Source organism: Sphingomonas sp. SRI_018 (assembly GCF_057586275.1).
Window position 1 is genome coordinate 23,462 of record NZ_JBYCZO010000003.1, and the last position, 20,854, is coordinate 44,315.

27 protein-coding genes are annotated in these 20,854 nt (G+C 67.6%); 4 read left to right on the plus strand and 23 right to left on the minus strand.

What is annotated here, in order from left to right:
* Window position 1: 1 nt before the first annotated feature.
* The 12 genes from rpsC to rpsL all read right to left on the minus strand — a co-directional run bounded on the left by rpsC (window position 2) and on the right by rpsL (window position 9,070).
* Window positions 2-718 carry a 30S ribosomal protein S3 gene (gene rpsC, locus AC2YHA_RS15570; protein ID WP_233783917.1) on the minus strand — a complete coding sequence of 239 codons (717 nt, stop codon included), beginning with the start codon at window positions 716-718 and terminating at the stop codon, window positions 2-4.
* Window positions 718-1,095, minus strand: a complete 378-nt coding sequence (rplV, locus tag AC2YHA_RS15575; protein ID WP_233783918.1) for a 50S ribosomal protein L22 — start codon at window positions 1,093-1,095, stop codon at window positions 718-720. The genes rpsC and rplV overlap by 1 nt, the downstream gene beginning before the upstream one ends.
* Window positions 1,095-1,373 (minus strand): 30S ribosomal protein S19, encoded by a 279-nt coding sequence (gene rpsS / locus AC2YHA_RS15580; RefSeq protein WP_233783919.1) that lies wholly within the window; start codon window positions 1,371-1,373, stop codon window positions 1,095-1,097. Before rpsS ends, rplV begins: the two co-directional genes overlap by 1 nt.
* The gene (rplB, locus tag AC2YHA_RS15585) at window positions 1,373-2,221 is read right to left on the minus strand and encodes a 50S ribosomal protein L2 (protein WP_233783920.1); all 849 of its coding nucleotides are present in this window, start codon (window positions 2,219-2,221) and stop codon (window positions 1,373-1,375) included. The genes rpsS and rplB overlap by 1 nt, the downstream gene beginning before the upstream one ends.
* Window positions 2,222-2,225: 4 nt before the next feature.
* The gene (locus tag AC2YHA_RS15590; RefSeq protein ID WP_233783921.1) at window positions 2,226-2,543 is read right to left on the minus strand and encodes a 50S ribosomal protein L23; all 318 of its coding nucleotides are present in this window, start codon (window positions 2,541-2,543) and stop codon (window positions 2,226-2,228) included.
* Window positions 2,536-3,165, minus strand: a complete 630-nt coding sequence (gene rplD, locus AC2YHA_RS15595; RefSeq protein WP_487402341.1) for a 50S ribosomal protein L4 — start codon at window positions 3,163-3,165, stop codon at window positions 2,536-2,538. The genes AC2YHA_RS15590 and rplD overlap by 8 nt, the downstream gene beginning before the upstream one ends.
* A 2-nt stretch (window positions 3,166-3,167) precedes the next feature.
* Complete coding sequence (gene rplC / locus AC2YHA_RS15600; protein WP_487402342.1) at window positions 3,168-3,923, minus strand: 50S ribosomal protein L3; 756 nt, start codon at window positions 3,921-3,923, stop codon at window positions 3,168-3,170.
* 307 nt (window positions 3,924-4,230) lie between these two features.
* Entirely contained in the window at window positions 4,231-4,542 is a 312-nt protein-coding gene (rpsJ, locus tag AC2YHA_RS15605; protein ID WP_233783924.1) for a 30S ribosomal protein S10, read from the minus strand.
* Window positions 4,543-4,690: 148 nt separating this feature from the next.
* On the minus strand, window positions 4,691-5,881 hold the full coding sequence (gene tuf / locus AC2YHA_RS15610; RefSeq protein ID WP_233783925.1) for an elongation factor Tu: 1,191 nt from the start codon (window positions 5,879-5,881) through the stop codon (window positions 4,691-4,693).
* Between the two features lie 81 nt (window positions 5,882-5,962).
* Window positions 5,963-8,056, minus strand: coding sequence for an elongation factor G (fusA, locus tag AC2YHA_RS15615; RefSeq protein ID WP_233783926.1), 2,094 nt, complete (start codon window positions 8,054-8,056; stop codon window positions 5,963-5,965).
* Between the two features lie 108 nt (window positions 8,057-8,164).
* The gene (rpsG, locus tag AC2YHA_RS15620; protein WP_233783927.1) at window positions 8,165-8,635 is read right to left on the minus strand and encodes a 30S ribosomal protein S7; all 471 of its coding nucleotides are present in this window, start codon (window positions 8,633-8,635) and stop codon (window positions 8,165-8,167) included.
* A 63-nt stretch (window positions 8,636-8,698) separates the two neighbouring features.
* The gene (rpsL, locus tag AC2YHA_RS15625; protein WP_019516007.1) at window positions 8,699-9,070 is read right to left on the minus strand and encodes a 30S ribosomal protein S12; all 372 of its coding nucleotides are present in this window, start codon (window positions 9,068-9,070) and stop codon (window positions 8,699-8,701) included.
* A gap of 329 nt (window positions 9,071-9,399) precedes the next feature.
* Between rpsL and AC2YHA_RS15630 the strand changes: the two genes are divergently transcribed.
* Entirely contained in the window at window positions 9,400-9,879 is a 480-nt protein-coding gene (locus tag AC2YHA_RS15630; protein WP_487402343.1) for a bactofilin family protein, read from the plus strand.
* A 4-nt stretch (window positions 9,880-9,883) separates the two neighbouring features.
* On the opposite strand, the gene AC2YHA_RS15635 is transcribed toward AC2YHA_RS15630, so the two are convergent.
* A complete protein-coding gene (locus AC2YHA_RS15635; RefSeq protein ID WP_487402344.1) occupies window positions 9,884-10,438 on the minus strand; it encodes a DUF4142 domain-containing protein in 555 nt (184 codons plus the stop codon).
* Between the two features lie 82 nt (window positions 10,439-10,520).
* On the opposite strand from AC2YHA_RS15635, the gene AC2YHA_RS15640 reads away from it, so the two are divergent.
* Complete coding sequence (locus AC2YHA_RS15640; RefSeq protein ID WP_487402345.1) at window positions 10,521-10,979, plus strand: GFA family protein; 459 nt, start codon at window positions 10,521-10,523, stop codon at window positions 10,977-10,979.
* A gap of 195 nt (window positions 10,980-11,174) precedes the next feature.
* On the opposite strand, the gene lpdA is transcribed toward AC2YHA_RS15640, so the two are convergent.
* The 4 genes from lpdA to AC2YHA_RS15660 are packed head-to-tail and all read right to left on the minus strand — an operon-like array spanning window position 11,175 to window position 14,544.
* Window positions 11,175-12,569: a dihydrolipoyl dehydrogenase gene (lpdA, locus tag AC2YHA_RS15645; RefSeq protein WP_487402346.1), complete on the minus strand. Its 1,395-nt coding sequence runs from the start codon at window positions 12,567-12,569 to the stop codon at window positions 11,175-11,177.
* A 28-nt stretch (window positions 12,570-12,597) separates the two neighbouring features.
* Window positions 12,598-13,008 (minus strand): acyl-CoA thioesterase, encoded by a 411-nt coding sequence (locus tag AC2YHA_RS15650; protein ID WP_233783933.1) that lies wholly within the window; start codon window positions 13,006-13,008, stop codon window positions 12,598-12,600.
* Window positions 12,995-13,216, minus strand: coding sequence for a hypothetical protein (locus AC2YHA_RS15655; RefSeq protein ID WP_233783934.1), 222 nt, complete (start codon window positions 13,214-13,216; stop codon window positions 12,995-12,997). The genes AC2YHA_RS15650 and AC2YHA_RS15655 overlap by 14 nt, the downstream gene beginning before the upstream one ends.
* A gap of 11 nt (window positions 13,217-13,227) precedes the next feature.
* The gene (locus tag AC2YHA_RS15660) at window positions 13,228-14,544 is read right to left on the minus strand and encodes a pyruvate dehydrogenase complex dihydrolipoamide acetyltransferase (protein WP_487402347.1); all 1,317 of its coding nucleotides are present in this window, start codon (window positions 14,542-14,544) and stop codon (window positions 13,228-13,230) included.
* A gap of 118 nt (window positions 14,545-14,662) precedes the next feature.
* Between AC2YHA_RS15660 and AC2YHA_RS15665 the strand changes: the two genes are divergently transcribed.
* Window positions 14,663-15,118 (plus strand): universal stress protein, encoded by a 456-nt coding sequence (locus tag AC2YHA_RS15665; protein WP_487402348.1) that lies wholly within the window; start codon window positions 14,663-14,665, stop codon window positions 15,116-15,118.
* A 4-nt stretch (window positions 15,119-15,122) separates the two neighbouring features.
* A complete protein-coding gene (locus AC2YHA_RS15670; RefSeq protein WP_487402349.1) occupies window positions 15,123-16,415 on the plus strand; it encodes a M28 family metallopeptidase in 1,293 nt (430 codons plus the stop codon).
* Window positions 16,416-16,472: 57 nt separating this feature from the next.
* Here the strand turns inward: AC2YHA_RS15670 and AC2YHA_RS15675 are convergent, their stop codons facing one another.
* The 6 genes from AC2YHA_RS15675 to AC2YHA_RS15700 all read right to left on the minus strand — a co-directional run bounded on the left by AC2YHA_RS15675 (window position 16,473) and on the right by AC2YHA_RS15700 (window position 20,816).
* The gene (locus AC2YHA_RS15675; RefSeq protein WP_487402350.1) at window positions 16,473-17,525 is read right to left on the minus strand and encodes an RcnB family protein; all 1,053 of its coding nucleotides are present in this window, start codon (window positions 17,523-17,525) and stop codon (window positions 16,473-16,475) included.
* A 130-nt stretch (window positions 17,526-17,655) separates the two neighbouring features.
* Window positions 17,656-18,138: a GAF domain-containing protein gene (locus AC2YHA_RS15680; protein ID WP_487402351.1), complete on the minus strand. Its 483-nt coding sequence runs from the start codon at window positions 18,136-18,138 to the stop codon at window positions 17,656-17,658.
* Window positions 18,139-18,264: 126 nt separating this feature from the next.
* On the minus strand, window positions 18,265-18,672 hold the full coding sequence (arfB, locus tag AC2YHA_RS15685) for an alternative ribosome rescue aminoacyl-tRNA hydrolase ArfB (protein ID WP_487402352.1): 408 nt from the start codon (window positions 18,670-18,672) through the stop codon (window positions 18,265-18,267).
* Complete coding sequence (locus tag AC2YHA_RS15690) at window positions 18,662-19,309, minus strand: RluA family pseudouridine synthase (protein ID WP_487402353.1); 648 nt, start codon at window positions 19,307-19,309, stop codon at window positions 18,662-18,664. Before AC2YHA_RS15690 ends, arfB begins: the two co-directional genes overlap by 11 nt.
* Window positions 19,310-19,429: 120 nt before the next feature.
* The gene (wrbA, locus tag AC2YHA_RS15695; protein ID WP_487402354.1) at window positions 19,430-20,032 is read right to left on the minus strand and encodes an NAD(P)H:quinone oxidoreductase; all 603 of its coding nucleotides are present in this window, start codon (window positions 20,030-20,032) and stop codon (window positions 19,430-19,432) included.
* Window positions 20,033-20,096: 64 nt separating this feature from the next.
* On the minus strand, window positions 20,097-20,816 hold the full coding sequence (locus AC2YHA_RS15700; RefSeq protein ID WP_487402355.1) for a pirin family protein: 720 nt from the start codon (window positions 20,814-20,816) through the stop codon (window positions 20,097-20,099).
* Between the last annotated feature and the right edge of the window lie 38 nt (window positions 20,817-20,854).

Below are 20,854 nucleotides of genomic sequence, written 5' to 3' on the forward strand. Positions count from 1 at the left end.
CTTAGTTCCTGCGATCGCGGTCGTCGCGCGCGGGGCGCACGCCGGAGGTCTGCGCCTCCACCATCAGACGGTCCTGGGCGAGCGGATCGTGACCCAGGATCTCGCCCTTGAAAATCCACACCTTGACGCCGCACACGCCATAGGCGGTGTGCGCCTCGGCCTCGGCATAGTCGAGGTTGGCGCGCAGCGTGTGCAGCGGCACCCGGCCTTCGCGATACCCTTCCGACCGCGCGATCTCCGCGCCGCCGAGACGGCCGCCGCAGGCGACGCGGATGCCGTCGGCACCCAGGCGCATCGCCGACTGCACCGCGCGCTTCATCGCGCGGCGGAAGGCGATACGGCGCTCGAGCTGATCGGCGATGCCCTGCGCGACGAGCTTGGCGTCGATCTCGGGCTTGCGGATCTCGACGATGTTCAGCGACACGTCCGAGCTGGTCATCGCGCCGAGCGTCTTGCGCAGCTTCTCGATATCCGAGCCCTTCTTGCCGATGATCACGCCGGGGCGCGCCGCGTAGATCGAGATGCGGCACAGCTTGGCCGGACGCTCGATCACCACCTTCGAGATCGCGGCCTGCGGCAGCGTCTTGACGATGTACTGGCGGATCTTGAGGTCCTCCAGCAGCAGACGGCCATAGTCATGGCCTTCCGCGAACCAGCGGCTGTCCCAGGTGCGGTTGATCTGGAGACGCAGACCGATCGGGTTGCTCTTGTGACCCATTATGCTTCTTCCTGCTCGCGCACGACGATGCGCAGACGGCTGAACGGCTTCAGGATGCGAGTGGACTTGCCACGGCCGCGGGTCGCGAAGCGCTTCATCGTGATCGACTTGCCGACCGACGCCTCGGCGACGACGAGCGCGTCGACGTCGAGGTTGTGGTTGTTCTCGGCATTGGCGATCGCGGAGGCGAGCACCTTGCGCGCGTCCTCGGCCATCGCCTTCTTCGAGAAGGCGAGGATGTTCATCGCGTCGCCCGCCTTCTTGCCGCGGATGAGCCCGGCAACCAGGTTGAGCTTCTGCGCCGAACCGCGGATCTGCGTGCCGACCGAGAGCGCCTCGTTGTCGGCAACGCGGCGGGGAGCCTTATCCTTCGACATCAGCGCTTACCCTTCTTGTCGGCGGCGTGGCCGGGGAAGAAGCGGGTCGGCGCGAACTCGCCGAGCTTCATGCCCACCATGTCCTCGTTGACCGACACCGGCACGTGCTTGCGGCCGTTGTAGACGTTGAACGTCAGGCCGACGAACTGCGGCAGGATCGTCGAGCGGCGCGACCAGGTCTTGATCGGACCGGCGCGGGTGCCGGCGTCCTGAGCGGCTTCCGCCTTCTTGAGAAGGCTGAGGTCCACGAACGGACCCTTCCAGACGGAGCGAGCCATTACTTCTTCCTCGCGTGACGCGAACGGATGATCATCTTGTCCGTCGCCTTGTTGTGACGGGTGCGCGCACCCTTGGTCGGCTTGCCCCACGGGGTGACCGGATGACGGCCGCCCGAGGTCCGGCCCTCACCACCGCCGTGCGGGTGGTCGACCGGGTTCTTGGCGACGCCGCGGGTCAGCGGACGCTTGCCGAGCCAGCGGTTGCGGCCGGCCTTGCCAAGGTTCTGGTTCTGGTTGTCGGGGTTCGACACCGCACCGACCGTCGCCATGCAGTTCGCATGGATATAGCGCTGCTCGCCCGAGTTCAGGCGGACGATCACCATGCCGCGGTCACGGCCGACGACCTGCACATAGGTGCCCGCCGAACGCGCGATCTGACCGCCCTTGCCCGGCTTCATCTCCACATTGTGGACGATGGTGCCGACCGGCATCTGGCCCAATTCCATGGCGTTGCCCGGCTTCACGTCGGTCTTGCGGCCGGCGATCACCTTGTCGCCGACGCCCAGGCGCTGCGGCGCGAGGATGTAGGCCAGGCGGTCCTTGCCGTTCTCGTCGGCGCCATAGTTGACCAGCGCGATGAAGGCGGTGCGGTTCGGGTCGTACTCGATCCGCTCGACCGTGCCGACGACGTCCCACAGGCGGCGCTTGAAATCGACGATGCGATAGCGCTGCTTGTGGCCGCCCGCGATGCCGCGCGACGTGACATGCCCCTTGTTGTTGCGGCCGCCCGTCTTGGTCTTGCCTTCGGTCAGCGCCTTGACCGGACGGCCCTTGTAGAGGCCCGAACGGTCGACGAGGATCAGACCGCGACGTGCGGGGCTCGTCGGATTGTAATGCTTGAGTGCCATCGCCTCAGATTCCCGTCGTCACGTCGATCTGATCGCCTTCGGCGAGCGTCACGATCGCTTTCTTGATGTCCGAGCGGCGGTAGGGCGCGCCCTTCCACTTCTTGGTCTTGCCCTTCTGGACGATCGTGTTGACGCCGGTCACCTTGACGTTGAACAGCGCCTCGACGGCCGCCTTGATCTCGGGCTTGGTCGCATCGTTCGCGACCTTGAACACCACCGCGTTCGCCTCCGAGACCAGAGTCGCCTTCTCGGTGATGTGCGGCGCGACGATCACGTCGTAGTGGCGGTTGTCGACCGCCGCCTTCTTCGATGCCTTAGCCATTGAAGCGCGCCTCCAGCTTCTCGACGGCAGCGCGGGTCAGCACCAGCGTGTCGTGCTTCAGGATGTCGTAGACGTTGGCGCCGATCGCCGGCAGCACGTTGATCTGCGACAGGTTGCCCGCGGCCTGCGCGAAGCTGGTCTCGACGGCGTCGCCGTCGATCACCAGCGCGGTCTTGCCGAAGCCGAGCTTGGCGAGATCGCCCTTCAGCGTCTTGGCCTTGCTGTCCTTCACGGTCAGGCTGTCGAGGACGATCAGCGAGCCCGCCTTGGCGTGGCTCGACAGCGCCATCTTGAGGCCCAGCGCGCGAATCTTCTTGTTCAGCGACGGATTGAAGTCGCGGACGCGGGCGCCGTGCGCCTTACCGCCGCCGATGAACACCGGCGCGCGGCGATCGCCGTGACGGGCGGTGCCGCCGCCCTTCTGGCGGCCGTACTTCTTGCCCGAACGCGCGACGTCCGAACGCTCGCGGGTGCCGCGGGCGGTGCCGCGGCGCTTCTCGAGCTGCCAGGTGACGACGCGGTGCAGGATGTCGGCGCGCGGATCGAGGCCGAACACCTCGTCGGCGAGCTCGATGTCCGCGGCCTTCGCCTTGGCGTCGAAGGATTGAACCTTGACCTTCACGTTCAGCCCTCCTGGCCTTCGGTGGCCTCGGGAGCCGCCGGCGCTTCCGCGGGCGTCTCGGCCGGAGCCTGGTTGTTGTTGGCGACGGCCTTCAGGCCCGCCGGATACGGCGCGTCCTTGTGGGCCGGGACCTTGACCGCGTCCTTGACGAGCAGCCAGCCGCCCTTCGAGCCGGGCACCGAGCCCTTGACGAAGATCAGGCCGCGCTCGACGTCGGTCGAGACGATCTCGAGGTTCTGCTGGGTGCGATTGCGCGCGCCCATGTGGCCGGCCATCTTCTTGTTCTTGAAGACGCGGCCCGGATCCTGGCGGTTGCCGGTCGAACCATGCGAACGGTGCGAGACCGACACGCCGTGGGTCGCGCGCAGACCGCCGAAGCCCCAGCGCTTCATCGCGCCGGCGAAGCCCTTGCCCTGGGTCACGCCCTGGACGTCGACTAGCTGGCCGGCGACGAAGTGATCGGCCGAAATCTCGGCGCCGACGTCGAGGAGGTTGTCCTCGGTCACGCGGAATTCGACGACCTTCGCCTTGGGCTCGACCTCGGCCTTGCCGAAGTGGCCGCGCTGCGGCTTGGCGACGTTCTTGGCCTTGGCGCTGCCCGCGCCAAGCTGGACGGCGGTATAGCCGTCGCGATCAATTTCGCGGCGGGCGACGACCTGCAACGCCTCGAGCTGCAGGACGGTGACCGGCACATGGCGGCCATCGTCCTGGAACAGGCGGGTCATCCCCATCTTCTTCGCGATCACGCCAGTGCGCATGATCCATTGCTCCCATACAGAGGCACCCGACGGATGATTCCGCGGGTGCGTGACGGGCACCCATCGAAGTATTACTTCGATGGGACCCAACCTCAGCCCAAAAATGATGCGCGCCCCCGTCCGGGCTGAATGTTCCTCATGACAAGGAACGCGACGGGAGACGCAGCCCGGAGCGAACTCCGGCGGTATCTCTATGTCTGTGAGGGGTTTGGTCCCTCGGTCCTTCCTTACGTCGGCCCAGGGCCAGTCGAGGAAGGGAGCGTCAGCGACTCATGGCCGCGACACGAATCTCGTGTGAGGCGGCGCCTTACGCGAGCTTGATCTCGACGTCAACGCCGGCCGCGAGGTCGAGCTTCATCAGCGCATCGACCGTGTTGGCGGTCGGCTGCACGATGTCGAGCATGCGCTTGTAGGTGCGCACCTCGAACTGCTCGCGCGACTTCTTGTCGATGTGGGGACCACGGTTGACCGTGAACTTCTCGATCTTCGTCGGAAGCGGGATGGGGCCACGGATGAGCGCGCCGGTGCGGCGGGCGGTGTCGGCGATCTCGCCGGTCGCCTGATCGAGCACGCGGTGATCGAACGCCTTCAGGCGAATGCGGATATTCTGCGTTTCCATGTCCCTACCGATGCGAAAGAGCGGGCCCCGCTGCCGGGGCTCTTGCTGGTTCAAACTCAAACTGGAGGCGGGCCCTTACAGGTGCCCCCGTAAAAAAGCAACCGCCCGACACTCTTTCGGAGTGCCGGGCGGCGCTTTTATTTTCAGCTTACTTCGAGATGCCGCTGACGACACCCGCACCGACGGTGCGGCCACCCTCGCGAATGGTGAAGCGCTGGCCGACGTCCATCGCGATCGGGGCGATCAGCTTGACGCCCAGCGCGACGTTGTCGCCCGGCATGACCATCTCGGTGCCGGCCGGCAGCTCGACGGTGCCGGTGACGTCCGTGGTACGGAAGTAGAACTGCGGACGATAGTTGGCGAAGAACGGCGTGTGACGGCCACCCTCCTCCTTCGACAGCACGTACACTTCCGACTGGAAGTCGGTGTGCGGGGTGATCGAGCCCGGCTTGGCCAGAACCTGGCCACGCTCGACCTCGTCACGGCCGATGCCGCGCAGCAGCGCACCGATGTTGTCGCCGGCCTCGCCCGAATCGAGCAGCTTGCGGAACATCTCGACGCCGGTGACGGTGGTCTTGCGGGTGTCGGTGATGCCGACGATCTCGACTTCCTCGCCGACCTTGACGATGCCGGTCTCGACGCGGCCGGTCACCACGGTGCCGCGGCCCGAGATCGAGAACACGTCCTCGATCGGCATCATGAACGGCTTGTCGAGCGGACGCTCCGGCTGCGGGATGTACTCGTCGACCTGCGCCATCAGCTCGAGCACGGCCTTCTTGCCGATCTCGTCGTTGCTGCCGTCGAGCGCCTTGACCGCCGAACCCTTGATGATCGGAATGTCGTCGCCCGGGAACTCGTACGAGCTGAGCAGCTCGCGGATCTCGAGCTCGACGAGCTCGAGGATCTCGGGATCGTCGACCAGGTCGACCTTGTTCATGAACACGACCATCGCCGGCACGCCGACCTGACGGGCGAGCAGGATATGCTCGCGGGTCTGCGGCATCGGGCCGTCGGTCGCCGACACGACCAGGATCGCGCCGTCCATCTGGGCGGCACCGGTAATCATGTTCTTGACGTAGTCGGCGTGGCCCGGGCAGTCGACGTGCGCATAGTGGCGCTTGTCGGTCTCGTACTCGACGTGCGCGGTCGAGATGGTGATGCCGCGCTCGCGCTCTTCCGGCGCCTTGTCGATGTTGGCGTAGTCGACGAACGTCGCGCCGCCCGTCTCGGCCAGGACCTTCGTGATCGCGGCGGTCAGCGACGTCTTGCCGTGATCGACGTGGCCGATGGTGCCGATGTTGAGGTGCGGCTTGGTCCGCTCAAACTTTGCCTTCGCCATTGTTTCCCTACCTTCTGATCAAATTTCCCGGACCGCTGATGGGACTCGCGAGAACGCGGCCCCATAGCGGCATGTTTGCGGTTACGCCAGCTTCGCCTTGACCTCGTCCGCAACATTCTGCGGCACTTCGTCATAGTGCGAGAACTGCATCGAGTAGTTCGCGCGCCCCTGGGTGAACGAGCGGAGCTGGTTCACATAGCCGAACATGTTCGCGAGCGGCACCATCGCGGTCACCGCCTGCGCGTTGCCGCGCGTGTCGGTGCCCTGGATCTGGCCACGGCGCGAGTTCATGTCGCCGATGACGTCGCCGAGGTAATCCTCCGGCGTCACCACCTCGACCTTCATGATCGGCTCGAGCAGCTTGATGCCCGCCTTCGCCGCCGCCTCGCGCATCGCGCCGCGGGCGCAGATCTCGAACGCCAGCGCCGACGAGTCGACGTCGTGATAGGCACCGTCGGTCAGGTGCACCTCGAAGTCGATGATCGGGAAGCCGATCAGGTGACCGGTCTCCGCGGTCTCGCGGAAGCCCTTCTCCACCGACGGGATATACTCGCGCGGGATGTTGCCGCCCTTGATCTCGTCGAAGAACTGGAAGCCCGAGCCACGCTCGCCGGGGATCACCGTCACCTTGACGCGGCCGAACTGGCCCGAGCCGCCCGACTGCTTCTTGTGGGTGTAGTCGATGTCGACCTGCTTCGCGAGATATTCGCGATAGGCGACCTGCGGCGCGCCGACGTTGGCCTCGACCTTGAACTCGCGCTTCATGCGGTCGACCAGGATCTCGAGGTGGAGCTCGCCCATCCCCTTGATGATGGTCTGGCCCGATTCGTGGTCTGTCGAGACGCGGAACGACGGGTCCTCGGCGGCCAGGCGGTTGAGCGCAATGCCCATCTTCTCCTGGTCGGCCTTGGTCTTCGGCTCCACGCTGAGCTCGATCACCGGCTCGGGGAATTCCATCCGCTCGAGGATGATCGGATTGGCCGGATCGCACAGCGTGTCGCCGGTCGTGGTCTCCTTGAGGCCCGCGATCGCGACGATGTCGCCGGCGCGCGCTTCCTCGATGTCCTCACGCGAGTTCGCGTGCATGAGGAGCATACGGCCGATCTTCTCCTTCTTGTCCTTCACCGAGTTCAGATACTGACCCTTGGTGAGGGTGCCCGAATAGATGCGGGCGAAGGTGAGCGAGCCGACGAACGGATCGTTCATGATCTTGAACGCGAGCAGCGACAACGGCGCATTGTCGGCGGCCGGACGCGAATCCGGGGTCTCGCCGTCGAGCTTCACGCCCTGCACGTCCGGGATGTCGAGCGGGCTCGGCAGGAAGTCGACCACGGCGTCGAGCAGGGGCTGAACGCCCTTGTTCTTGAACGCCGAGCCGCACAGCACCGGCACGAACGAGAAGTTGAGCGTACCCTTGCGGATCAGCTTCTTGAGCGTCTTCGCGTCGGGCTCCTCGCCCTCGAAGAACTTCTCCATCACCGCATCGTCCTGCTCGACGGCGAGCTCGATGAGCTCGTTGCGCGCAGCCGCGGCGGCATCCTTCATGTCGTCCGGGATGTCCTGATATTCGAACTTCGCGCCCAGGCTCTCCTCGAGCCAGATGATCGCGCGGTTCTCGACCAGGTCGACCAGGCCCTTGAAGCCGCCCTCGATGCCGATCGGGAGATACAGCACCGCCGGACGCGCGCCGAGGCGGTCCTTGATCATCTCGACGCAGCGCTCGAAGCTCGCGCCGGTGCGGTCGAGCTTGTTGACGAAGCACATGCGCGGCACGTGATACTTCTCGGCCTGGCGCCACACCGTCTCCGACTGCGGCTCGACGCCGGCGACGCCGTCGAAGCAGGCGACCGCGCCGTCGAGCACGCGCAGCGAACGCTCGACCTCGATGGTGAAGTCGACGTGGCCGGGCGTGTCGATGATGTTGATCAGGTGCTCTTCGCCCTTGCCCTCTTCGGCGCGCCACTTGCAGGTGGTCGCCGCGGACGTGATCGTGATCCCGCGCTCCTGCTCCTGCTCCATCCAGTCCATCGTCGCGGTGCCCTCATGGACCTCGCCGATCTTGTAGGACTTGCCGGTGTAGTAGAGGATGCGCTCGGTCGTCGTCGTCTTGCCGGCATCGATGTGCGCCATGATGCCGATGTTACGATAGCGTTCGAGCGGATGGCTGCGGGCCATGACCTGAGTTCCTTAGCGATGTGGGGAGCCGGACGATCCGGGCTCCCCATATGTAGGTAAGAAAATTACCAGCGCTACCCGCCGGCCGGGGCCGACGGGTGGCAGAGATTACCAGCGGTAGTGGCTGAAGGCGCGGTTCGCCTCGGCCATGCGGTGCGTGTCCTCGCGCTTCTTCACCGCGTTGCCGCGATTGTTCGAGGCGTCGAGCAGCTCGCCCGACAGGCGCGCCGCCATGGTGTGCTCGCTGCGGTTGCGCGCCGCGGCGATCAGCCAGCGGATCGCGAGCGCCTGCGCGCGCTCCGGACGGACCTCGACCGGCACCTGGTAGGTCGCACCGCCGACGCGGCGGCTGCGGACCTCGATGCCCGGCTTCACATTGTTGAGCGCATCATGGAACACGCCCAGCGGATCCTTCTTGGCGCGCGCCTCGACGGTGTCGAGCGCACCATAGACGATGTTCTCCGCGACGGACTTCTTGCCGTCGAGCATCACGCTGTTCATGAACTTCGAAAGCACCTCATCCCCGAACTTGGGATCAGGCAGGATTTCCCGCTTCTCGGGACGACGACGACGAGCCATCTCAGATTTCCTTCTTGATCTTCAGCGAACCCGGAACCCGTCCGGCGCTTACTCTGGCTGTGATTACTTCGGACGCTTGGCGCCGTACTTCGAGCGCGACTGCCGGCGATCCTTGACGCCCTGCGTGTCGAGCACGCCGCGCAGAACGTGGTAGCGCACACCGGGAAGGTCGCGCACACGGCCGCCGCGGATCAGCACCACCGAGTGCTCCTGCAGGTTGTGGCCCTCGCCCGGAATGTAGCTGATGACCTCGCGCTGGTTGGTCAGGCGGACCTTGGCCACCTTGCGCAGCGCCGAGTTCGGCTTCTTCGGGGTCGTGGTATAGACGCGCGTGCAGACGCCGCGCTTCTGCGGGTTCTGTTCCATCGCAGGGACCTTCGACTTGGCCTTCTGCGGGTCGCGGCCCTTGCGGACCAGCTGGTTGATCGTCGGCATGAAGCCCTTCACCTTATCTTGCCGGAACAGTCCGGCGGTTACTTTGTCGGTGCCGCAAACGGCAAAGGCCAGGGGAAGCCAAAGCAGCCCCCCGGGCCCAACGTCCGACAACGTTCATTGCTTGCCCCGCGGATGAACGAAAGCGCGGCCGAAAGCCGGCATTCCCCACGCGGAACGGAGCGGGCCTATAGCGATGGCGCGGTGAGCGGTCAATGGGCGCGCGAGAGCCGCGTACCGCCCTGCTCGCTTCGTCGATTCCCGACTGCCGCCGAACCCCGCCGCCTGCTAGAAGGAGACTCGGCATCGATTGCCGAACGGGGGTGAGCCACATGTTCAATTCGTCGAACCGCGGCCGCGAGTCTGCGCCGTCTTCCTCGCAGCCTGCAAACGGGAACGGCAAGCGCGCCGCGGCGGGCAGCGGCCTGTTCTCCGTGATCGGCCCGGACGTGACGGTCACCGGCAACATCGTCGCGGCGGCCGACCTGCATGTCGACGGGCGAGTCGAAGGCGACGTCGTGTGCGGCGCGCTGACCCAGGGCACCGATAGCGCGATCCACGGCGGCGTCACTGCCGAAACCGCACGCATCGGCGGCAGCATCGAGGGTGCGGTGCGTGTCCGCCAGCTCCTCGTCGAGCGCACGGCGCGAATCGCCGGCGACATCGAATATGAGACGATCACCATCGAGAACGGCGGCCAGATCGACGGCGCGCTGCGCCGCGTGACCTCGCTCACGCTGACGCCCGCCGCGCCGGCGCTGCTGGCGAGCACGGCCAAGGCAGAGATCGAAGAGACGCAGCTCGTCGCCTGACGGTTCAGAGCGCCTTGGCGGCAGCGAGATTGGCCCGGACGGGCGGCGCGCCGTAGCTCGCGAAGCTCTTGAGCTCGGGATCGCCTTCGTTCGCGAGGTAGCGTTCCTTGAGCAGGGCCTCGAGCTTGGTCAGCGCGACGACCATCTGCGCCTTGAGCGCCGTGTCGAACGCGGCGCCGTTCGCCTTCTGCAGCGTCGCGATGTTGTCGTTCTGCTCGTCGTCGAGCGACGCGTCGATCAGCAGGTCCGGCTGTGTGGCAGCGGCGAGCTTGAGCTTCATCGTCGACTGGGTGCGGTCGAGCATCAGCTTCTTGCCGAACGCCTTGACCCTGGCACTCGCCCCCTTCTGCTCGGCGAGCGAGCCCGCGCCCGCGATATAGGCGTTGAGCGACGCCACGCTGTCGACGAACGTCTGGTCGGGCGACTTGGACGGCTCGGGCCTGGGCGCGATGATGTTGGCGATCGGGCTGTCGTTGGCGGCTTCGGTCGCGTTCTCGGTCCCGGGCGTGCAGCCGGCGACGAGGACGAGCGCGGCAACGGCAGCGAACGGTGATTTCATCGACATCCTCCTTGTCACGCAATCAGCTTGGCCGAGCGGCGCGCGGGCTGCTAGTCCAAATCGGCAACCGAAGGAGTTCGCGATGCCACTCCCTGCTCTCCCCTGGGACGGCGGCTGCCGCTGCGGCGCGGTCCGCTTCCGCGTGAGCATGCCGCCGCTGTTCACCGCCGTCTGCCACTGCACCGGCTGCCAGCGGATGACGGCGAGCGCCTATTCGACCACGCTGGCGGTGCCCCAGGACGGTTTCGCCGTGACCGAGGGCGAGACGGCGATCGGCGGCCTCCACGGCGAACGGCTGCACCACCAGCATTGCGATCGCTGCAAGAGCTGGCTGTTCACGACCTTCGAGCCGGCGACCGGCTTCGTCAACGTCCGCGCGACCATGCTCGACGATCCGAGCTGGTTCACGCCGTTCATCGAGAACTACACCAGCGAGGCGCTGCCCTGGGCGCGGGTGGACGCTGCACACAGCTTCGAGAAGTTCCCGCCGATGGAACAGTATCAGCCACTGCTGGCGGAGTTCGCGCGGTCGATCGCTTAGCTCCTCCCCGGCACGGGGAGGGGAACCGCCGAAGGAGGCGGCTCCCCGCAAGCGACACCGAGGAGGCTAACCCTCTCCACCAGCCTGCGGCCACGGCTTGCTCCGCAAGCCGGCTCCGCGGCTGCGACCTGCCCCCGGCAGGTCGCTGATCGCCGCTACGCCCCCCTCCCCGTGCCGGGGAGGATCGGGATTCCCTCAGATATGCAACACGCGCCCATAGGCCGCGAGCACGCCCTCGTGCATCATCTCGCTGAGCGTCGGGTGCGGGAACACCGTCTCGATCAGCTCGGCCTCGGTCAACTCGCCGGTCTTACCGATGGTGTAGCCCTGGATCAGTTCGGTCACTTCGGCGCCGATCATGTGTGCGCCGAGCAGCTCGCCGGTCTTGGCGTCGAACACCGTCTTCACGAAACCTTCGGCCTCGCCGAGCGCGATCGCCTTGCCGTTGCCGATGAAGGGGAACTGGCCGACCTTGACCTCATAGCCCGCTTCCTTGGCCTTGGCCTCGGTGAGGCCGACCGATGCGATCTGCGGGCGGCAATAGGTGCAGCCGGGGATGTTCTTCGGGTCCATCGCGTGCGGGTGCTTGCCGGCGATCGACTCGACGGCGATCACGCCCTCGTGGCTGGCCTTGTGCGCGAGCCATGGCGGCGCGGTCACGTCGCCGATCGCGTAGAGGCCGTCGACATTGGTCTTGCAGGCGCCGTCGGTGACGATGTGGCCGCGCTCGGTCTTCACGCCGAGCGCCTCCAGGCCGATGTTCTCGGTGTTGGGGACGATGCCGATCGCGACGATGACATGGCTGAACTCGCCCTCGGTTACCTTACCGTCCTTGCCCTTGATCGATGCCTTCACGCCCTTGTCGGTCACGTCGAGCTTCTCGACGCCGGCGCCGGTCATGATCGTCATGCCCTGCTTCTTGAGCTGCTTCTCGAGGAAGGCGGAGACGTCAGCGTCCTCGACCGGGACCAGGCGGTCGAGCATCTCGACCACGGTCACGTCGGCACCAAGGTCCTTGTAGAAGCTCGCGAACTCGATCCCGATCGCGCCGGAGCCGATCACCAGCAGCTTGGACGGCATCTCGGCGGGCGTCAGCGCATGGCGGTAGGTCCAGATGCGTTTGCCGTCGGCCTTGGCGAACGGCAGGTCGCGCGCGCGGGCGCCGGTGGCGACGATGATGTTCTTGGCGGTGAGCTCGGTGGTCTTGCCGTCCTTGGTGACGGAGAGCTTGCCCTTTCCGGTCAGCTTGCCCTCGCCCATGTGGACGTCGATCTTGTTCTTCTTCATCAGGTGCGTGACGCCCTGATTGAGCTGCTTGGCGACCCCGCGCGAGCGCTTCACCACCGCCTCCAGGTCGGCACTGATCTTGTCAGCGACCAAGCCGTAATCCTTGGCGTGCTGCATATAGTGGAAGATCTCGGCCGAGCGCAGCAGCGCCTTGGTCGGGATACAGCCCCAGTTGAGGCAGATGCCGCCCAGCAGCTCGCGCTCGACGATCGCCGTCTTGAGCCCGAGCTGCGCCGCCCGGATCGCCGCGACATAGCCGCCGGGGCCGGAGCCGAGGACGATGAGATCGTAGGTATCAGCCACTGGGGAGGTCCTTTCGGGAGGAATGTGGTTACGCGCCGGCGTCCGCCAACGGCGGCACCTCGCGGGGGCGGCGATCGGCGTCGATGGCGACGAAGGTGAAGTGCGCCTGCGTCACCTTGTGATGGTTGCGCTCGTGGCGGTGGCGGCGCCAGGCTTCGACGTCGATCGTCATCGAGGTGCGGCCGGTCTTCACCAGCCGGGCGAATACCGACACCTCGTCGCCGACGAACACCGGGTTGAGGAACTCCATGCCGTCGAGCGCGATCGTGACCGCGCGGCCGCCGCAATGGCGGCTGGCGACCGATCCGGCGGCAAGGTCCATCTGGCTCAGCAGCCAGCCGCCGAAGATGTCGCCGTAGGGGTTGGCGTCGGCCGGCATCGCGACCACGCGAATCGTCGGCTCGTCCAACGGCGGCGCGGCGGAGTCACTTGCGGTCATCGTCGCGGCCTCCGCGGTCGATCGTCCAGGCACGGCGCAGCGGGCCGATGCCCATCAACACCACCGCGACGCCGGCGCACCAGCCGACCAGACGGATAGTGTCGCCCCCGAGCGGATAGGCCCAGGCGCCGACCGCGGTGATCAGCGCGGTCGCCATCAGCCCCGCGGCGATGTGGAGAAGCTCGATGAGGGTACGGAGGACCGGCACCGGACGCCGTCTCAGGCGACGAACGCCAGCGGAGCCTCGACCAGCTCCTTGAACACCTTCATCAGCTCGGCCCCGTCGGCGCCGTCGATCGCGCGATGGTCGAAGCTGCCGGTCGCCGACATGACGGTGGCGACGCCGAGCGCGTCGTCGACGATGTACGGCCGCTTCTCGCCGGCGCCGATCGCCATGATCATGCCCTGCGGCGGGTTGATCACCGCCTCGAACTGCTTGATGCCGTACATGCCCATGTTGGACAGGCTGGCGGTGCCGCCCTGATATTCCTCGGGCTTGAGCTTGCCTTCCTTCGCGCGGCCGGCGAGCTCCTTCATCTGCGTCGAGATGGAGGCAAGGCCGGCATTGGCGGCGTCGCGGATGATCGGGGTGATGAGGCCCGACGGCGTCGACACCGCGACCGAGACGTCGGCGCGCTGGTAGCTGACCATCTCGTTGCCGAGGAAGGTGACGTTGCACTTCGGCACCTGAACCAGCGCGACGCCGAGCGCCTTGATCAGCAGGTCGTTAACCGACAGCTTCACCCCGCGCGGCTCGAGCGCCTTGTTGAGCTCGCCGCGCAGCTTGAGCAGCGCATCGAGGCGGATGTCCACCGTCAGGTAGATGTGCGGGATCGTCTGCTTGGCCTCGGTCAGGCGGCGCGCGATCGTCTTGCGGATGTTGGAGAGCTTCTCGACCTCGTGCGGGATGGTCTCGTCATACCAGACCGGCTTGTGCTCGGCAGGCGCGGCGGCGGGAGTCGCGGCGGCAGCGGCCGGCGCCTCGGCGGGCTTGGCGACGGGAGCGGCGCCGGGCTTGGCCCCCTCGACGTCGGCCTTGACGATGCGGCCGTTGGGGCCGGAGCCGGCGATGGCGGCGAGGTCGATGCCCTTGTCCGCGGCGATACGGCGGGCGAGCGGACTGGCCTTCACGCGGTCGCCCGACGCGGCGGGAGCGGGTGCCGGCTTCGATTCGGTTACGGCAGGAGCCGGCTTCGGAGCCTCCTCGGCCTTGGGTTCGGGCGCCTTGGCCTCCTCCTTGGCGGGAGCAGCCGCCGGCGCGGGCGAGGCCGATGCCGCGGCGGAGGCATCCTCGCCTTCCTCGGCCAGGATCGCGATCACCGCGCCGACCTTCACGCCGTCGGTCCCCTCCGGGACGACGATCTTGGCGATCGTACCCTCGTCGACCGCCTCGAACTCCATCGTCGCCTTGTCGGTCTCGATCTCGGCCATGATGTCGCCGGACTTGACCGTGTCGCCTTCCTTGACGAGCCACTTGGCAAGCGTGCCCTCCTCCATGGTCGGGGACAAAGCGGGCATCTTGAGTTCGATCGCCATGAGTGACTCTTCTTTCTCCTGGGGGCGAGGCCTCCTTTGCGCCCGACCCGCTCCGGGTCAAGACTTGCGCGAACAGTCGACCCGCGCCACGTAACGCCTGAGACGGGGGAGAAGGATCATGCGCACCTATCTGGTGGTGGTCGACGACAGCCCGGAAGCCGAGGCGGCGTTGCGGTTCGCGGCGCGGCGCGCGGTCAAGACCGGGGGCAACGTGCTGATCCTGGCGCTGATCCCGCCGGCCGAGTTCGTGCAATGGGGCGGCGTCCAGGCGACGATCGAGGAAGAGGCGCGACTTCATGCCGAGGCGCTGGTCGCCGGCGCCGCGGGGACATTGCTCGACGAATCGGGGGTGGTGCCTTCGATCGTGGTCAAGCAGGGCGACGGGCCCAAGATCGTGCGCGAGATGATCGCCAGCACGCCCGACATCGCCGCACTGGTGCTGGGCGCCGCCGCGAGCGGGGCGCCGGGGCCGCTCGTCACCCATTTCGCTGGGGCGGATGCCGGCAAGCTGCCGGTGCCACTGATGATCATCCCCGGCTCGCTGGACCGCGAAGCCATCGACCGGGTGAGCTGAGGCCATGCGGATCGTCCTCGTCGCCGCCGCGCTCCTTCCTTTCCCCGCCGCCGCGCGCGAGGCGCCGAGTCCGGAACGGCTCAAGGCCTCCGTCGAGAAGCTGGTGAGCTTCGGCACGCGCCACACGCTCTCATCCCCCACCGATCCCAGGCGCGGGATCGGCGCCGCGCGGCGCTGGGCGGCAGGCGAGTTCGAGCGGATCGGCAAGGCGTGCGGCGGCTGCCTGCATGTGGAGACTATCGAGAAGGTCTTCACCGGCCCCCGCGCGCCGAACGGGGTCAACATCGTCGACGTGCTCGGCGTGCAGCAGGGCAGCGAGCCCGGGCGCGTCGTCATCGTCCAGGGCCATATCGACAGCCGCGTCAGCGACGTGATGGATGCCACCAGCGACGCGCCTGGCGCCAACGACGATGCCTCGGGCGTCGCGCTGGTGCTGGAGGCGGCGCGCATCCTCTCCAAGGAGAAATTCCGCGCGACGATCATCTACGCCGCGCTCTCCGGCGAGGAGCAGGGCCTGTTCGGTGGGCAATTGCTCGCCGAGACGGCCAAGGCGCGCGGATGGAAGGTCGACGCGGTGCTCAACAACGACATCGTCGGCAACACCATCGGCCAGAACGGCCAGCGAGTCGCGGACCGGGTGCGCGTCTTCTCCGAAGGCATCAGGACGTCGGAGGACCTGCCCGCCCAGCGCGCCCGGCGCGGCAACGGCGGCGAGGACGACGGCCCCAGCCGCGCGCTGGCCAAGGCGATCGACGGAGTCGCGGCGACCTTGCCGGGCGGGCTCGACGCGTTCCTGGTCCGCCGGCCCGACCGCTTCGGGCGCGGCGGCGATCATGAGCCGTTCCTGAAGCTCGGCTATCCGGCGGTGCGCTTTTCGGTGGGGATCGAGAACTACACCCAGCAGCACCAGAACCTGCGCACCGAGAACGGCATCGCTTATGGCGATACCTTCGACAAGATGGATTTCCCCTATCTGGCCAAGGTGACCGCGATCAACGTCGCGACGATCGCGCGGCTGGCGGGAGCCCCTTCGGCACCGGAGGAGGTGGTGATCGGCGGCGCGCTGTCGAGCGATACCGATGTCCGATGGAAGCCGGTCGCGGGCGCCGCGCGCTACCGCGTCCATATCCGCCGCAACGATGCGCAGGACTGGCAACGTGCCGTCGACGTCGCGGGCGGCGAGACGGGAACCAAGCTCAAGGACGTGATCGTCGACGACGTGTTCGTCGGCGTGTCGGCGGTGGCGGAGGGTGGGGCCGAGAGCCTGGTGACGTTCGCCGGGCGCGCTGCCCCCTGAGCGCGCCCGGCGGTGGGGCTGGGCCGGAAAGGAGAAAACGGCCCGCCCTCTAACGGATCAACGTCGCAGGTACTTGCACTTGCAAGCGGCTCTGCGCACGACCTTGCGGTAGGTGCGCACCGGCGCGGCCTCATAGACATATTCGGTGGTGGTCGTGGTGGTCGTCACCGCCGGGATCACCGTCACCGTGGTGACGCTGCCATAGGGACCGGGCACCACCGTCGTGTAGGGCTGGGCGCCGCCGGCGTAGACATGATGTCCGCCGTAATAGGGCGCCGGCTGCACCACCTCCGCCGGCGGTGCGTACACCACCGGCGGAGGCGGATACGCCCCCCCGGGATAGCCTGGCTCGGGATAAGGTGCGCCATAAGGCGGTGGCGGTGGCGGTGGCAGGTCGCGGCGCCGACGATGATCGTCCTCGGCCTTGTCGATCAGGCCACCCGCGAGCGCGCCGACCCCGGCCCCCAGCAGCGTGCCGCCGAGCTTGTCGCCATGTCCTGCGATCACATTGCCGGCGACGCCGCCCACCACGCCGCCGATCACCGCACCGCCGACGCCATCGTCGCGACGCTCGGGAGGCCGAGGCGGCGGATAGGGTGCACCGGGTTCGGCATAACCCTCGTCATAGGCATAGCCCTCGTCGGGATAGGCCTGGTCGCCGTCGTAGCGGTCCCAGTCGATCCCGCCGACGCTGTCCTGGACGCGGCCATAGCCGTCGACGAGCACGGCATCGTCGTAATAGCGCACCCAGTTGTAGCCATAGGGCGGCGCGCCGAGGCCATAGGTCGCGAAGTCGGTGACGTAGAAGGTCGGCGCGAACCAGTAGCGCGGCAGCACCCAGCCGCGCACCGGCCGGCGATAGGCCCCCCAGCCGCCGGGCGCATAGACGCCGGCATACCAGCGGCCGTTGACGCGACCGCCCCAGCGGTGGTGCCCCGGCATCGGGCGCGGCCGGTTCCAGTTGCCGCCGTGCCAGCCCTGCGGCCGCGCCGGCATCGGCGTCGTCCGCGGCGGACCGCTCCACTGGCCGCGTGGCGCCCGCTGCGCCTCGGCGGGCGCGGCGACGGCGATTGCGGCGACTGCGGCGGCTGCGATCCAATAGGCACGCATCGTCAAAGCGTCTCCCCTGCTGGCGCCAGCCTCCCCACCCGGCAGCCACGGTTAATCCCTGGCCGGAGTGTAAGCCATCGCCGCCGCAGGGGCGACGGCGATGGATGGTTAACGACTGTCCCGTTTAGGGTCAGACCATCCGGGGTGCGAGCAGGCGCACCAGCGCCTCGCAGCCGGCCGCGTCGCCGGCATCGAAGCGCGCGGGCGACGGACTGTCCAGATCCAGGACACCCAGCAGCTCGCCCTGGTGGACGATCGGCACCACCAGCTCGGAACGGCTGGCGGCATCGCAGGCGATATGGCCGGGGAAGGCGTGGACGTCCTCCACCAGCTGCGTCTCGCGCGCCGCGGCGGCGGTGCCGCACACGCCCTTGCCCAGGGGGATGCGGATGCAGGCGGGCTTGCCCTGGAACGGACCCAGCACCAGCTCGCCATCGATCGCGCGATAGAAGCCGGCCCAGTTGAGGTCGGGCAGATACTGCCAGATCAGCGCGGCGGCATTGGCCATGTTGGCGATCGCATCCGGCTCGTCCGCGGTGAGTGCGTCGAGCGCGGTTTCGAGATCGCGGTAGAGCTCGGTCTTGCTGCCGGCGGCAATGGCGAATTCGTACATTGCTTGTTCTTCCCGTCACCCGGCCTTGCCGGGGTCCATCTACCGCAGGCGCACTGCTCACGGATCGAGCGTTGCATGTGCGGCGCCGTGGATGCCGGAACAAGTCCGGCATGACGAATTTTAGGGCTAATCCAGCCGCACCTTTCCCCGCCCCGCCTTCACCGCGCTGCGCCCCTTCTTCTCGTCGACGCGGCGCGCCTTCGCGGCCTTGCTGGGCTTGGTCTTCACCCGCTTGGCCTGGCGGACGTGCGCTTCGGCGATCAGCTCGGCGAGGCGGGCACGGGCGTCCTCGCGGTTGGCGTCCTGGGTGCGGAAGCGGCGCGCGGTGATGACCAGCTCGCCGCCCGCGGTCATGCGGGTGCCGGCGAGCTGCTTCAGGCGCTGATAGGCATGGGGCGGCAGGCCGAGGCGGAACACGTCGACGCGCAGCTGCACCGCGGTCGCGACCTTGTTGACGTTCTGCCCGCCGGGGCCGGAGGCGGCGAGGAACTTCTCCTCGACGATCGCGTCGGCGATGCGGTCCTCAGCCACCATCGGCGAAGCCCTCGAAACGGGCCGGCAAGGGCGCCTCGGCATGGACGTCGGGCTTGCCCGGTCGGGGTAGGCGAATCTCCGCGGCGTGGAGCAGCAAGTAGGGACCGTCGCGGCCGTAGACGCGGTCCCCGACGATCGGCAGCCCCAGCCCCTCCGCGGCATGGACGCGGAGCTGGTGGGTGCGGCCCGTCTCGGGCAGGAACTCGACCAGCGCGCGATCATCGCGGACGGTGACCGTGCGCCAGCGCGTCACGGCCTTCTTGCCGTTGGGACTGCCCGTCATTCGCCAGCCGGCCTCGCGCGTACTCACCTTGGCGAGCGGCAGGTCGATCACACCCTCCCCACTTTCCGGCACGCCCTCCAGCACCGCGAGATAGCGCTTCGTCACCTGCCCCGCCTCGAACGCCTGGCCGAAGCGCTTCACCGCACCCGGATTGCGCGCGAGCAGCAGGCAACCGGAAGTGTCGCGGTCGAGCCGGTGCACCGCGACCGGCAGGCGGCGGAAGCCGAAGGTCAGCTCGTCCGCCATCGATTCGATACTGGGCGAGCGATCGCGCGGGCGGTCGACCGGCAGGCCCGCAGGCTTGTCGAGCACGATCGCCTCGCCATCGAGGAAGAGGATGCGGTCCGCTAGCATCGGCCCGCTATACATAACCCCTCCCGCAAGCGGGAGGGGTTCGGGGAGGCCCTGCGGAGGGGGGAGCCGGACCTCCCCGATTCCCGGTCCCGCGAGGGTACGGGACCGGGCGGGAGCAGGTTACGCGGTCAGCTTGGCCGCGACCTCGGCGATGCGGCGGCCCTGGTAGCGGGCGCCGTCGAGGTCCTTGGCGCTCGGCTGGCGGCTGCCGTCGCCGCCCGCGACGGTGGTCGCGCCATAGGGGGCGCCGCCGACGATCTCGCTGATGTCCATCTGTCCGGCGTGGCCATAGTCGAGGCCGACAATGGTGAGACCGAAGTGCAGCAGGTTGGTGATGATGCTGAACAGCGTCGTCTCCTGCCCGCCGTGCTGGGTCGCGGTCGAGGTGAAGGCGCCGGCGACCTTGCCGTGCAGCGCGCCGGTTGCCCACAGGCCGCCGGCGGTATCCCAGAACGCCGCCATCTGGCTCGCCATGCGGCCGAAGCGGGTCGGCGCGCCGACGATGATCGCGTCATAGTCCTTGAGCACGTCGGGACCCGCGATCACCGGATGGGGGCTGTCGGTCTTGAAGTGCGCCGCCTCGACCACCGCCTGCGGCGCCGTTTCCGGCACGCGCTTGATGTCGACCTCGGCGCCGGCGCCGCGCGCGCCCTCGGCGATCGCTTCAGCCATCTGCTCGATGTGGCCGTAAGAGGAATAATAGAGAACCAGGACCTTGGGCATGTGACGTGCTCCCTTGGAAAAGAGCCGCCGTGCCGGCACCGGCCGGGCACGACGGCATTGCGGATTATTCGGCGTCGACCAGGACGATCTCGGTGTCCTCGATCGCGGTGATGGTGACGGTCTGGCCGCCCGAGAGCGCCGCGCCGTCGCGGGCCTCGAAGCGGGTTCCCTCGATCTCGATCGCGCCCACGGCGGGGACGAGATAGGCATGGCGCCCCTCGCCGACGCTGTGGGTCACGCTCTCGCCAGCCTTGAGCGTCGCGCCGAGCACGCGGGCATCGGCCCGGATCGGCAGCGCGCCCTCATCGTCGGCGAAGCCCGAAGCAAGCGTCACGAACCGGCCGGAGCGATCGCCCTTGGGGAAAGGCTTGGCGCCCCAGGAGGGCTGGCCGCCCGCGCGCTTCGGTTCGATCCAGATCTGGAACAGCGTCGTCGTCTCGCCTTCCAGATTATATTCGGCATGGCGCACGCCCGTGCCCGCGCTCATCACCTGGACGTCGCCCGCACTGGTGCGGCCCTGGTTGCCCATCGAATCCTGATGGGTGATCGCGCCCTTCCGGACATAGGTGATGATCTCCATGTCGCGGTGCGGGTGCGGCGGGAAACCGGAGTTCGGGGCGATCTCGTCGTCGTTCCATACGCGGATCGCGCCCCAACTCTCGCGCTTGGGATCGTAATAATTGGCGAAGCTGAAGTGATGGCGGGCGTTGAGCCAACCATGATCGGCATGGCCCAAGCTCTCGAACGGACGCCGTTCGATCCTGGCCGCTGTGGTGGTGGTCATCGCAAATCTCCGTTGGTTGCCGGCAAGATAGGCGAGGC

Coding starts and splice junctions, on each gene's coding strand:
- AC2YHA_RS15590 (WP_233783921.1), bottom strand. CDS start 2,543: ATGGCTAAGGCATCGAAGAAGGCGGCGGTCGACAACCGCCACTACGAC.
- AC2YHA_RS15665 (WP_487402348.1), top strand. CDS start 14,663: ATGCGCACCTATCTGGTGGTGGTCGACGACAGCCCGGAAGCCGAGGCG.
- AC2YHA_RS15690 (WP_487402353.1), bottom strand. CDS start 19,309: ATGCTAGCGGACCGCATCCTCTTCCTCGATGGCGAGGCGATCGTGCTC.
- rplV (WP_233783918.1), bottom strand. CDS start 1,095: ATGTCGAAGGATAAGGCTCCCCGCCGCGTTGCCGACAACGAGGCGCTC.
- AC2YHA_RS15660 (WP_487402347.1), bottom strand. CDS start 14,544: ATGGCGATCGAACTCAAGATGCCCGCTTTGTCCCCGACCATGGAGGAG.
- AC2YHA_RS15635 (WP_487402344.1), bottom strand. CDS start 10,438: ATGAAATCACCGTTCGCTGCCGTTGCCGCGCTCGTCCTCGTCGCCGGC.
- rplB (WP_233783920.1), bottom strand. CDS start 2,221: ATGGCACTCAAGCATTACAATCCGACGAGCCCCGCACGTCGCGGTCTG.
- rplC (WP_487402342.1), bottom strand. CDS start 3,923: ATGCGCACTGGCGTGATCGCGAAGAAGATGGGGATGACCCGCCTGTTC.
- AC2YHA_RS15650 (WP_233783933.1), bottom strand. CDS start 13,008: ATGACCGCAAGTGACTCCGCCGCGCCGCCGTTGGACGAGCCGACGATT.
- AC2YHA_RS15675 (WP_487402350.1), bottom strand. CDS start 17,525: ATGCGTGCCTATTGGATCGCAGCCGCCGCAGTCGCCGCAATCGCCGTC.
- arfB (WP_487402352.1), bottom strand. CDS start 18,672: ATGGTGGCTGAGGACCGCATCGCCGACGCGATCGTCGAGGAGAAGTTC.
- AC2YHA_RS15640 (WP_487402345.1), top strand. CDS start 10,521: ATGCCACTCCCTGCTCTCCCCTGGGACGGCGGCTGCCGCTGCGGCGCG.
- tuf (WP_233783925.1), bottom strand. CDS start 5,881: ATGGCGAAGGCAAAGTTTGAGCGGACCAAGCCGCACCTCAACATCGGC.
- rpsC (WP_233783917.1), bottom strand. CDS start 718: ATGGGTCACAAGAGCAACCCGATCGGTCTGCGTCTCCAGATCAACCGC.
- AC2YHA_RS15700 (WP_487402355.1), bottom strand. CDS start 20,816: ATGACCACCACCACAGCGGCCAGGATCGAACGGCGTCCGTTCGAGAGC.
- fusA (WP_233783926.1), bottom strand. CDS start 8,056: ATGGCCCGCAGCCATCCGCTCGAACGCTATCGTAACATCGGCATCATG.
- wrbA (WP_487402354.1), bottom strand. CDS start 20,032: ATGCCCAAGGTCCTGGTTCTCTATTATTCCTCTTACGGCCACATCGAG.
- rpsG (WP_233783927.1), bottom strand. CDS start 8,635: ATGGCTCGTCGTCGTCGTCCCGAGAAGCGGGAAATCCTGCCTGATCCC.
- rpsS (WP_233783919.1), bottom strand. CDS start 1,373: ATGGCTCGCTCCGTCTGGAAGGGTCCGTTCGTGGACCTCAGCCTTCTC.
- AC2YHA_RS15670 (WP_487402349.1), top strand. CDS start 15,123: ATGCGGATCGTCCTCGTCGCCGCCGCGCTCCTTCCTTTCCCCGCCGCC.
- AC2YHA_RS15630 (WP_487402343.1), top strand. CDS start 9,400: ATGTTCAATTCGTCGAACCGCGGCCGCGAGTCTGCGCCGTCTTCCTCG.
- AC2YHA_RS15680 (WP_487402351.1), bottom strand. CDS start 18,138: ATGTACGAATTCGCCATTGCCGCCGGCAGCAAGACCGAGCTCTACCGC.
- rpsJ (WP_233783924.1), bottom strand. CDS start 4,542: ATGGAAACGCAGAATATCCGCATTCGCCTGAAGGCGTTCGATCACCGC.
- rpsL (WP_019516007.1), bottom strand. CDS start 9,070: ATGCCGACGATCAACCAGCTGGTCCGCAAGGGCCGCGACCCGCAGAAG.